The sequence below is a fragment of the Marinobacter sp. MIT930201 genome (assembly GCF_047122665.1).
GTDB classification, from domain to species: domain Bacteria; phylum Pseudomonadota; class Gammaproteobacteria; order Pseudomonadales; family Oleiphilaceae; genus Marinobacter; species Marinobacter salarius.
The window spans coordinates 1,393,394-1,405,519 of record NZ_CP138916.1 but is presented as its reverse complement, the minus strand read 5'-3'; the positions used below and the strand labels follow the sequence as shown (position 1 = coordinate 1,405,519).

Here is a 12,126-nt window from a genome sequence, read left to right as displayed (position 1 = left end):
TGGGCAATGGCTAAGCGCTGGTACGTCGTTCATGCGTATTCTGGCTTTGAAAAGCACGTAATGCGCACTCTCAGGGAGCGTGTTGCTCTCAATGACTTGGAAGAGAAGTTCGGCGAAATCCTTGTGCCGACTGAAGAAGTCGTTGAGATGCGTGACGGGAAGAAGCGCAAGAGTGAGCGCAAGTTCTATCCCGGCTACGTTCTGGTGCAGATGGAAATGGATGACGGCACCTGGCATCTGGTCAAGAATACGCCCAGGGTTCTTGGTTTCATTGGTGGTACCAAGGATAAGCCGGCCCCAATTACAGAGCGTGAGGCAGAGGCCATTCTTCGCCGTGTTGAGAGCGGTGCTGACAAGCCCAAGCCGAAGACTCTGTTCGAGCCAGGCGAAATTGTTCGCGTCACTGAAGGGCCGTTTGCGGACTTCAATGGCGTGGTTGAAGAAGTTGACTACGACAAGAGTCGAGTCAAGGTTGCTGTGTTGATTTTCGGTCGTTCAACTCCGGTAGAGCTGGAGTTTGGGCAAGTCGAAAAAGACTGAGCGGCAGCCTTACATGCTGAGAGCTCGCGCGCTATGGCGACGCGGGCTTTTTGTGTCTGCTACTGGCAGTTGTAAATACAGGGGAGCCGAGAGGCGTTCGAACCCACAGGAGAAATATCATGGCTAAGAAGATTGAAGCGTACATCAAGCTTCAGGTTGCTGCCGGCAAGGCCAACCCGAGTCCTCCCGTTGGTCCCGCGCTGGGTCAGCGTGGCGTAAATATCATGGAGTTCTGTAAGGCGTTCAACGCACAGACCCAGGATATGGAACCGGGCCTGCCGATTCCTACTGTTATCACCGTTTACAGTGATCGCAGCTTTACCTTTATCACCAAGACTCCGCCCGCACCGGTGCTGCTGAAGAAGGCAGCCGGCATCAAGAGCGGCTCTGGTCGTCCCAATACCGACAAAGTTGGCACGGTAACTCGTGACCAGTTGGAAGAAATTGCCAAGACCAAAGAGCCGGACCTGACTGCAGCCGACATGGATGCTGCGGTTCGTACCATTGCCGGAACTGCCCGTAGCATGGGCCTGAACGTGGAGGGCCTGTAACATGGCAAAGCTTAGCAAGCGTCAGAAGCTGATTCGTGAAAAAGTCGATTCCACCCGCGCATATTCCGTTGACGAAGCGGTAGCGTTGCTGGTTGAGCTGGGCGGTAACGTCAAGTTCAAGGAGTCCGTGGACGTTGCCGTCAATTTGGGCGTCGATGCGCGTAAATCAGACCAGGTTGTGCGCAGCAGCACTGTTCTGCCTCACGGTACTGGCAAGACCGTTCGTGTGGCGGTATTCACCCAGGGCGCCAACGCCGAGAAAGCCACCGCTGCCGGTGCTGATATTGTTGGTATGGATGACCTGGCGGAAGAAGTCAAAAAAGGCAACATGGATTTCGATGTGGTTATCGCCACTCCGGACGCCATGCGTGTTGTTGGTCAGCTGGGCCAGATCCTTGGTCCCCGCGGCCTGATGCCGAACCCGAAAGTCGGCACTGTTACCCCGGATGTTGAGACTGCTGTAAAGAACGCCAAGGCAGGTCAGGTGCGTTACCGTACTGATAAGAACGGTATCATCCATGCGCCGATGGGTAATGTGGAATTCTCTGCGCAGAACATCAAGGAAAACCTTGAAGCTCTGATCGCGGACCTGAAAAAGGCCAAGCCGTCTTCTTCGAAAGGTGTTTACCTCAAGAAGGTAACCCTGTCGTCGACGATGGGTCCTGGCCTGACTATCGATCAGAGCGCTCTGAGCATCTGAGGTTTTGTTCGGTAGTTACTTTGTAGTCTGGGCGGAAGCCAAGGCTGTCAAAGACCGCAGGCCCCTGAAGCGCTCTTTTTATAGAAGAGATGCTGGAAGGGTTAAAGCAACGCCTGCGCAGACGGTGTGAAGACGTTCTCTCTGAACCCAAACACCGTTGGGAGCCCCGCGAGGGGTATATGTGGGTTTGCCGGGAATATGCCCGGCGAAATCGAGGAGAAATCCAGTGGCAATTAGACTCGAAGACAAGAAAGCGATCGTCGCTGAAGTCAACGAGACTGCCGGTGGTGCTCTGTCTGTTGTTCTGGCTGACTACCGTGGTATCACCTCAGGTGATATGACGGCGCTGCGAGCGAAGGCCCGTGCTGAGAGCGTTCATCTAAAGGTTGTTCGTAACAACCTGGCGAAGATCGCAATCCGCGGTACTGAGTTCGAGTGTATTGATGCGGCGCTGGTCGGCCCGACAATTCTGGCGTTCTCTATGGAAGATCCGGGTGCGGCTGCGCGCCTGCTGAAGGATTTTGCCAAAGAGAAAGAGGCATTCGAGATCAAGGGCCTGGCTGTCGGCGGTGAGCTGATGGGCGCAGACCAGATTGATCGCCTTGCCAAGCTACCGACACGCCACGAGGCGTTGACGATGCTGGCCGCTGTAACACAGGCACCGATCACCAAGCTTGCGCGGACACTGAACGAAGTTCCAACGAAAGTGACCCGTGCTGTTGCGGCAGTTCGAGACCAGAAGCAAGAAGCTGCTTGATTCTGTTGAACACCATTTTTATATTTTTGGGAGAAAGTCATGGCTCTGTCTAACGAAGACATTTTGAACGCAATTGCCGAAATGAGCGTAATGGACGTTGTTGCGCTGGTTGAAGCAATGGAAGAAAAATTCGGCGTATCCGCCGCTGCTGCTGTAGCTGCTGCTCCGGCTGCCGCCGGTGGCGAAGCCGCTGCTGCTGAAGAGCAGACTGAATTTGACGTTGTTCTTACCGGTCCTGGTGAGAAGAAAGTTAACGTCATCAAGGCCGTTCGTGAACTGACTGGCCTGGGTCTGAAAGAAGCGAAAGAAATGGTCGACAGCGCTCCTTCCGTTATCAAGGAAGCAGCGAGCAAAGACGACGCTGAAGAAGCCAAGAAGAAGCTTGAGGAAGCAGGCGCTTCTGTTGAGCTCAAGTAAGAGTTGGCTTTTGATCGAAACCGTGCGTTAAGCATGGACAGGCTGGTGGCCATGTGCCACCGGCCTTTTTCTGTTGTATATGCTATAGACTCTGAACGCCGATTCAGTGGTGCTGTCAGAATCTATAACCTACAGCGAGAGTCTTGTTCAAGACGGCGCAGTAAGCCGAGCAATTCGGCCCCGAAGCATGAAAATGGTTGCTTCTTGATACCAGGTATCAGGTCTAAAGCTGGGGAATGCAGATGACTTACTCCTATACTGAGAAAAAGCGGATTCGCAAAGATTTTAGTAAATTGCCGTCCGTGATGGATGTTCCCTATTTGCTGTCTATACAGCTGGATTCGTTCCGGGACTTCCTCCAAAGTGAAGCCGCGCCCGAAAATCGTCGGGAAACCGGTCTCCACGCAGCATTCAAATCCGTATTCCCGATTGTCAGTTATTCTGGCAACGCCGCACTCGAATACGTGAGTTACCGCATCGGCGAGCCGGTATTTGACGTCAAGGAATGCCAGCTTAGGGGCGTCACCTACGCAGCACCGCTGCGGGTGAAAGTAAGACTTATCATTTATGATAAGGAATCGTCCAACAAGGCGATCAAGGATATTAAAGAGCAGGAAGTCTACATGGGCGAAATGCCCCTGATGACCGAGAACGGTACCTTCGTTATCAACGGTACCGAGCGTGTTATCGTTTCCCAGCTCCACCGTTCACCCGGTGTGTTCTTCGATCATGACAAGGGTAAGACCCACTCGTCAGGTAAGCTGTTGTATTCGGCGCGGGTGATTCCTTACCGTGGTTCCTGGCTGGACTTCGAGTTCGACGCCAAGGACTCGGTCTTTGTCCGTATCGACCGTCGCCGCAAGCTGCCCGCGTCTATTCTCCTGCGTGCCCTGGGTTATAACTCAGAGCAGATGCTGGAGATGTTCTTTGATACCAGTAAGTTCAGTATCGGTCCTGAGGTGTGCAAGCTCGAGCTGGTTCCAAGTCGCCTGCGCGGGGACATTGCCACGTTCGACATCAAGGACAAGAAGGGCTCCGTCATCGTTGAAGAGGGTCGCCGGATCACCGCTCGTCATATCAAGCAGCTTGAAAAAGCGGGCTTGACCGAGCTGGAAGTGCCGACGGAATACCTTTACGGCCGTGTACTCTCGAAAGACATGGTGGACACCAAGTCCGGAGAGGTTCTGGTTGAGTGTAATACCGAGCTGACCGAAGAAGTTGTCACCAAGATTCTCGACGCTGGCGTTACAGAAATTGAAACTCTGTACACCAACGACTTGGATTGTGGTCCGTTCATGTCGGATACGCTGCGCATCGACCCAACCCGCACGCCCCTCGAGGCGCTGGTTGAGATCTATCGCATGATGCGCCCGGGTGAGCCGCCCACCAAAGAGTCGGCCGAGAACCTGTTCAACAACCTGTTCTTCTCTGAAGAGCGGTATGACCTGTCCTCCGTTGGCCGCATGAAGCTGAACCGTCGCCTGCGTCGCGAAGAAAGCACCGGCGAAGGCACGTTGACCCATGACGACATCATCGACGTCCTCAAGACGCTGATCGATATTCGTAACGGTCAGGGCAATGTCGACGACATTGATAACCTGGGCAACCGTCGAGTTCGTTGTGTCGGTGAGATGGCGGAGAACCAGTTCCGCGTTGGCCTGGTGCGTGTTGAGCGTGCTGTGCGCGAGCGTTTGAGTCTGGCGGAAAGCGAAGGCCTGATGCCTCAGGATCTGATCAACGCCAAGCCGGTAGCGGCTGCGGTGAAGGAATTCTTTGGCTCCAGCCAGCTGTCCCAGTTCATGGACCAGAACAACCCGCTGTCGGAAGTGACTCACAAGCGTCGTATCTCCGCTCTCGGTCCAGGTGGTCTCACCCGTGAGCGTGCCGGCTTTGAGGTTCGTGACGTACATCCGACTCACTATGGTCGTGTGTGTCCGATCGAGACGCCGGAAGGCCCGAACATCGGTCTGATCAACTCGCTGGCAACCTACGCCCGCTCCAACTCTTACGGTTTCCTTGAGAGTCCGTACCGGAAGGTGGTTGACGGCGAGGTGACCGATGAAGTGGTTTATCTGTCGGCCATTGAAGAGAGCAACTACATCATCGCCCAGGCCAGTGCGGCAATGGACGAGAACAAGCGTCTGTCTGATGAGCTGGTAACGGTTCGTCATCAGAACGAGTTCACGGTAACGCCGCCGGAAAACGTCAACTTCATGGACGTTTCACCGCGCCAGGTAGTGTCGGTAGCAGCCTCGCTGATTCCGTTCCTGGAACACGACGACGCCAACCGTGCACTGATGGGCTCCAACATGCAGCGCCAGGCGGTTCCGACGTTGCGTTCGCAGGTGCCCTTGGTAGGTACTGGTGTTGAGCGTACCGTGGCCCAGGACTCTGGCGTTTGCGTAACCGCTCGTCGCGGTGGTGTGATCGAGAGCGTCGATGCGGCCCGTATCGTGGTACGTGTCAACGACGATGAGACTGAAGCCGGTGATGCTGGTGTGGATATCTACAACCTCACCAAGTACACCCGTTCGAACCAGAACACCTGTATCAACCAGCGCTCCATTGTTAACCAGGGCGATGAAATTGCCCGTGGTGACGTGCTGGCTGACGGCCCGTCCGTGGATCTGGGTGAGCTGGCTCTGGGGCAGAACATGCGTATCGCGTTCATGCCCTGGAACGGTTACAACTTTGAGGACTCGATCCTCATTTCCGAGAAAGTGGTTCAGGAAGACCGCCTGACTACCATCCACATTCAGGAACTGACCTGTGTGGCTCGGGATACCAAGCTGGGTAGCGAGGAAATCACCGCGGATATTCCGAACGTTGGTGAAAGTGCGCTGTCCAAGTTGGATGAGTCCGGCATCGTGTATATCGGTGCGGAAGTAGGTCCTGGCGATATCCTGGTTGGCAAGGTAACACCGAAAGGTGAAACCCAGTTGACCCCGGAGGAGAAGCTGCTGAGGGCCATCTTCGGCGAGAAGGCTTCGGACGTGAAGGACACGTCCTCACGTGTGCCCACTGGCACCCGTGGCACGGTTATCGACGTTCAGGTCTTTACCCGTGACGGCATCGAAAAGGACACGCGTGCCCAGTCCATCGAAAAAGAGCAGTTGGACGAGTATCGCAAGGACCTGAAGGACGAGTATCGCATTGTAGAAGGTGCCACCTTCGAGCGTTTGACCAATGCCCTCAAGGGGCAGGAAGTCATCAGTGGTCCTGGTCTCAAGAAAGGCGCCAAATTGGACGAATCGTACCTGGCAGAGTTGCCGCGCGACGACTGGTTCAAGCTACGGATGAAAGATGAGGCGCTGAATGAGCTGCTTGAAAAATCCGAGCAGGGTCTTGAAGATCGCAAAAAAGAGCACGAAGCGCGCTTTGACGATAAGAAAGGCAAGCTTCAGCAGGGTGATGACCTTGCCCCGGGTGTTCTCAAGATCGTCAAGGTGTACCTCGCGATCAAGCGTCGGATTCAGCCGGGCGACAAGATGGCCGGACGTCATGGTAACAAGGGTGTTATTTCATCGGTCATGCCGATTGAGGACATGCCTTATGATGAACATGGCAACACAGTTGACGTGGTTCTCAACCCCTTGGGTGTTCCGTCGCGGATGAACGTCGGTCAGGTTCTTGAAACGCACCTGGGTGCAGCAGCCAAAGGGCTGGGTGAGCGCATCAGCCAGATGCTGGATGAGCAGCGTAAGATCGCTGAGCTCCGCAATTTGCTGGACGAGATCTATAACCACTCGGACGAGGTCACCAAGGTGGACCTGGATTCGCTGAGTGACAAAGAGATCCTGGCCCTGGCTAACAATCTGCGCGCAGGTGTCCCCATGGCAACGCCGGTCTTCGACGGTGCCAAGGAAGCAGAGGTCAAGCGTATGCTTGAGCTGGCAGGTCTGAGTACGACTGGCCAGACTGTGTTGTATGACGGCCGTACGGGTGATGAATTTGACCGCCCGGTAACGGTTGGCTACATGTACATCCTCAAGCTGAACCACTTGATCGACGACAAGATGCACGCTCGTTCCACCGGTTCGTACAGCCTGGTTACCCAGCAGCCGCTGGGTGGTAAGGCGCAGTTCGGTGGTCAGCGCTTCGGTGAGATGGAAGTGTGGGCACTCGAGGCCTACGGTGCGGCGTATACGCTGCAGGAAATGCTTACCGTGAAGTCTGATGATGTGAATGGTCGGACCAAGATGTACAAGAACATTGTCGATGGCGATCATCGTATGGAGCCGGGCATGCCCGAGTCCTTCAATGTTCTGGTCAAGGAAATCCGCTCGCTGGGTATCGACATCGAGCTGGAATCCGACTGAGCCGAATTGTTTTTGGCAGCGTGAGCGGGTACCGGTCGGTACCCGCCCGAGAATAACGCCATCCGGAGCTGTTACTGATGAAAGATTTGCTGAATCTTCTCAAAAACCAGAACCAGAAGCAGGAATTTGACGCCATCCGTATTGGCCTGGCGTCGCCTGACATGATCCGTTCATGGTCTTTTGGTGAGGTCAAAAAGCCTGAGACCATCAACTACCGTACGTTCAAGCCTGAGCGTGACGGTCTTTTCTGTGCCAAGATCTTCGGCCCGATCAAGGATTACGAGTGCCTGTGCGGCAAGTACAAGCGGCTCAAGCACCGTGGTGTCATCTGCGAGAAGTGCGGTGTTGAAGTGGCACTGGCCAGTGTGCGTCGTGAGCGCATGGGTCACATCGAGCTCGCCAGCCCGGTCGCCCACATCTGGTTCCTGAAATCACTGCCGTCCCGCATCGGCCTGATGCTGGACATGACCCTGCGCGATATCGAGCGGGTCCTGTATTTTGAGTCGTTCATCGTGATCGAGCCGGGCATGACGACGCTTGAGCGCGGTCAATTGCTGAACGACGAGCAGTATTACGAAGCCCTTGAAGAGTTCGGTGACGAATTCGATGCCCGCATGGGTGCCGAAGCCGTCCAGGAGCTGCTGGAAGGTATTGATCTGCAGGCCGAGGTTGAGGCCTTGCGGGAAGAGATTCCCCAGACCAACTCCGAGACCAAGATCAAGAAGTTCAGCAAGCGCCTGAAGATTCTTGAGGCTTTCCTGTATTCCGGCAATAAGCCGGGCGACATGGTCATGACCGTTCTGCCGGTTCTGCCGCCGGATCTTCGTCCGCTGGTGCCGCTGGATGGTGGCCGTTTTGCCACCTCTGACCTGAACGACCTGTATCGCCGGGTGATCAACCGTAACAACCGCCTCAAGCGCCTGTTGGAGCTGAATGCTCCGGACATTATTGTGCGCAACGAGAAGCGGATGCTACAGGAAGCGGTTGATGCGCTGTTGGATAACGGCCGTCGTGGTCGCGCCATCACTGGTACCAACAAGCGTCCGCTGAAGTCCCTGGCCGACATGATCAAGGGTAAGCAAGGTCGCTTCCGTCAGAACCTGCTCGGTAAGCGTGTGGACTACTCCGGTCGTTCCGTGATCGTGGTTGGTCCGTACCTGCGTTTGCATCAGTGTGGTCTGCCCAAGAAGATGGCGTTGGAGCTGTTCAAGCCGTTCATCTTCTCAAAGCTTGAGCACCGTGGCTTGGCGACCACCATCAAGGCCGCCAAGAAGATGGTCGAGCGTGAGGAAGGCGTGGTCTGGGATATCCTGGACGAGGTCATCCGTGAGCATCCGATCATGCTGAACCGGGCACCGACTCTTCACCGTCTGGGTATCCAGGCGTTCGAGCCGGTACTGATCGAAGGCAAGGCCATTCAGCTGCATCCGCTGGTGTGTGCGGCCTACAACGCCGACTTCGACGGTGACCAGATGGCGGTACACGTACCGCTGACCCTGGAAGCTCAGCTCGAAGCCCGTGCGTTGATGATGTCCACCAACAACGTGCTGTCGCCGGCCAACGGCGAGCCGATCATCGTGCCGTCCCAGGACGTGGTGCTGGGTCTTTACTACATGACCCGCGAGCGCAAGAGTGCCGTCGGTGAAGGCATGGTGTTTGCCGATGTTAAAGAAGCGCACCGTGCCTATGGTGCTGGCAAGGTTGACCTTCAGGCGATCGTCAAGGTCCGGGTCAAGGAAGTCACGATCCAGGAAGACGGCGAGCGTACCGAAGAGTACAAGATCGTTGACACCACGGTCGGTCGTGCGCTGTTGTTCGATATCGTTCCTGACGGCCTGTCCTATGAGCTGGTCAACAAGCCGATGGTCAAGAAGTCGATCTCGAATCTGATCAACACCTGTTACCGTGATGCCGGCCTCAAGGATACCGTTATCTTTGCTGACCAGCTCATGTACATGGGCTACCACTATGCGACGGTTTCCGGTATCTCGATCGGCTTCAACGACTTCGAGATTCCTCCCGAGAAATACGAGTTGGTGGATGCTGCCTCCGAGGAAGTCAAGGACATCGAGACCCAGTACGCATCCGGTCTGCTGACCCAGGGTGAGAAGTACAACAAGGTTATCGATATCTGGTCCCGTGCCAACGACAAAGTGTCGAAGGCGATGATGGATCGGCTCTCGAAGGAGCAGGTTATCGGGCCAGACGGCAAGCCAGTTAAAGGTGAGGACGGCGAAGACTTGATGCAGGAGTCGTTCAACTCGGTTTACATGATGGCTGATTCGGGCGCCCGGGGTTCCGCGGCTCAGATTCGCCAGCTGGCTGGTATGCGGGGCCTGATGGCGAAGCCGGACGGCTCCATCATCGAGACGCCGATCACTGCGAACTTCCGTGAGGGTCTGAACGTACTCCAGTACTTCATATCCACCCACGGTGCCCGTAAGGGTCTGGCGGATACGGCACTGAAGACCGCGAACTCAGGTTACCTGACTCGCCGTCTGGTAGACGTTTCCCAGGATCTGGTCGTTACCGAAACCGACTGTGGTACCGAAGAAGGTCTGTTGATGACGCCGCACATCGAGGGTGGCGACGTTGTTGTACCGCTGGGTGATCGTGTGCTTGGTCGTGTTACGGCCCGTGCAGCCTTTACGCCAACGGACAAGGACAATGCCGTTGTCGAGGCCGGCGTCCTGCTGGACGAGAAAGCGGTTGAATCCCTTGAGCGTGCCGGTGTGGACGAAGTCTGGGTTCGCTCTGCGATCACCTGTGAGACTCGCCACGGTATCTGCTCCAAGTGTTATGGCCGTGATCTTGCCCGTGGCCATGAGGTCAATGTGGGCGAGGCTGTCGGTGTTATCGCTGCACAGTCCATCGGTGAGCCGGGTACCCAGCTGACCATGCGTACCTTCCACATCGGTGGTGCGGCAAGCCGGGCATCAGCGGTTGACAATATCCAGGTCAAGCACGGCGGCACCGTTCGTCTGCACAACCTGAAATCGATCGAGAAGAGCGACGGCAGTCTGGTTGTTGTGTCCCGTTCCTCAGCGCTGGCCATTGCCGATGAGCAGGGTCGTGAGCGCGAGTGGTACAAGCTGCCCTATGGTGCGGTGCTGTCTGTCAAGCACGGCGACGCCGTGGAAGCAGGGGTTGCGGTTGCCAAGTGGGATCCGCACACGCACCCAATCATCGCTGAAGCGGAAGGTACCGCCAAGTTCGTCAACATGGATCAGGGCATTACCGTCCGTACCCAGACTGATGAGCTGACGGGTCTTTCCACGATGGAGGTTATCGACCCGAAAGAGCGTCCGGCGGCTGGTAAGGACATTCGTCCTGCCATTCAGCTGATCGACGACAAGGGTAACGATGTTGAGTTGCCAGGTGGTGGTACCGCGATCTTCTTCCTGCCGGCCAACGCGCTGGTGACCATGGCCAATGGCGCCAAGATCGAGTTGGGTGACGTGGTTGCCCGTATTCCGCAGGAAAGCTCGAAGACCCGGGATATCACCGGTGGTCTGCCGCGTGTTGCCGACCTGTTCGAGGCCCGTCGTCCGAAAGAATCGTCCATCCTGGCTGAAGTCAGTGGTGTGGTGTCCTTCGGCAAGGAAACCAAGGGCAAGAAACGCCTGGTGATTACGCCGAAGGATGCGGATCCGTATGAGGTTCTGATTCCCAAGCATCGCCAGATGAACGTGTTCGAGGGTGAAACGGTCGAGAAGGGTGAGGTTATCTCTGATGGCCCGTCCAATCCGCACGACATCCTTCGTCTTCTGGGTGTGGTTGCGTTGGCCAAGTACATCACCAACGAAATCCAGGACGTTTACCGTCTGCAGGGTGTTGTCATCAACGATAAGCATATTGAGGTTATCGTTCGACAGATGCTGCGTAAGGTGGAGATCACTGATGCCGGTGATACCAGCCTGCTGGCTGGCGATCAGGTAGAAATTACCCAGTTCATGGAAGAGAACGAAAAAGCGGAAGCGGCAGACAAGGAAACCGCACGTTGTGAGCGCTTGTTGCTGGGTATTACCAAGGCATCTCTGGCGACGGAGTCGTTCATTTCAGCGGCATCGTTCCAGGAAACCACGCGGGTTCTGACCGAAGGCGCCGTCACCGGCAAGCGGGATTACCTCCGCGGGCTGAAAGAGAACGTTGTCGTTGGTCGCCTGATTCCGGCTGGTACCGGTCTGGCATACCACGCAGAGCGTCGTCGCAAGCGTGATCTGGAAGAGCAGGGCGTAACGGCAGCGGATGTCGAAGAAGCTCTGAGTGCCGAACTCAACCGCGAAAGCTGAGTTGACCGGTAACGCCACCCGCCGGTAGTTACTTACCTGGCGGGTGGTCAAAAAGAGATCAGTCGTCTTGACTGTTCAGGGTCGCAGGCTTAAACTTGCGACCCTCAAATTTTACCCCCGCCTGTCGGGGGTAAGTTTCATTGATACGGTTTTTTGGAGTTTGCTTACATGGCAACGATTAATCAGTTGGTGCGTAAGCCTCGTAAACGCAAAGCGGCCAAGAGCGACGTTCCTGCTCTGCAGGCTTGCCCGCAGCGCCGTGGTGTTTGTACTCGTGTGTACACCACAACGCCGAAGAAGCCGAACTCAGCACTGCGTAAAGTGTGCCGTGTTCGCCTGACCAACGGCTACGAGGTTTCCTCATACATTGGTGGTGAAGGTCACAACCTTCAGGAGCACAGTGTTGTGCTGATCCGTGGCGGTCGAGTAAAAGACCTTCCGGGTGTGCGCTATCACACTGTTCGCGGAACACTGGACACCCAGGGTGTGCAGAACCGTAAGCAGGGCCGCTCCAAGTACGGTGCAAAACGACCCAAGTCCTGATGTCCCA

General features: G+C 55.8%; 8 protein-coding genes. All 8 read left to right on the top strand.

From position 1 onward, the window contains the following. Nucleotides 1-6 precede the first annotated feature (6 nt). The 8 genes from nusG (at nt 7) to rpsL (ending at nt 12,119) form a co-directional block, all read left to right on the top strand. Nucleotides 7-540, top strand: coding sequence for a transcription termination/antitermination protein NusG (nusG, locus tag SIC19_RS06530; RefSeq protein WP_036203331.1), 534 nt, complete (start codon nt 7-9; stop codon nt 538-540). 119 nt (nt 541-659) lie between these two features. Then, complete coding sequence (gene rplK / locus SIC19_RS06525; protein WP_007154027.1) at nt 660-1,091, top strand: 50S ribosomal protein L11; 432 nt, start codon at nt 660-662, stop codon at nt 1,089-1,091. A 1-nt stretch (nt 1,092) separates the two neighbouring features. Then, nucleotides 1,093-1,791 (top strand): 50S ribosomal protein L1, encoded by a 699-nt coding sequence (rplA, locus tag SIC19_RS06520; protein WP_036203334.1) that lies wholly within the window; start codon nt 1,093-1,095, stop codon nt 1,789-1,791. A 226-nt stretch (nt 1,792-2,017) separates the two neighbouring features. Next, the gene (gene rplJ / locus SIC19_RS06515; RefSeq protein ID WP_007154025.1) at nt 2,018-2,548 is read left to right on the top strand and encodes a 50S ribosomal protein L10; all 531 of its coding nucleotides are present in this window, start codon (nt 2,018-2,020) and stop codon (nt 2,546-2,548) included. Between the two features lie 39 nt (nt 2,549-2,587). After that, nucleotides 2,588-2,965 (top strand): 50S ribosomal protein L7/L12, encoded by a 378-nt coding sequence (rplL, locus tag SIC19_RS06510; protein ID WP_007154024.1) that lies wholly within the window; start codon nt 2,588-2,590, stop codon nt 2,963-2,965. Between the two features lie 242 nt (nt 2,966-3,207). Beyond that, nucleotides 3,208-7,284 (top strand): DNA-directed RNA polymerase subunit beta, encoded by a 4,077-nt coding sequence (gene rpoB, locus SIC19_RS06505; RefSeq protein WP_036205627.1) that lies wholly within the window; start codon nt 3,208-3,210, stop codon nt 7,282-7,284. A 77-nt stretch (nt 7,285-7,361) separates the two neighbouring features. Next, nucleotides 7,362-11,576: a DNA-directed RNA polymerase subunit beta' gene (gene rpoC / locus SIC19_RS06500; RefSeq protein ID WP_036203337.1), complete on the top strand. Its 4,215-nt coding sequence runs from the start codon at nt 7,362-7,364 to the stop codon at nt 11,574-11,576. A gap of 168 nt (nt 11,577-11,744) precedes the next feature. Further along, nucleotides 11,745-12,119, top strand: a complete 375-nt coding sequence (rpsL, locus tag SIC19_RS06495; RefSeq protein ID WP_007154021.1) for a 30S ribosomal protein S12 — start codon at nt 11,745-11,747, stop codon at nt 12,117-12,119. Nucleotides 12,120-12,126 lie beyond the last annotated feature (7 nt).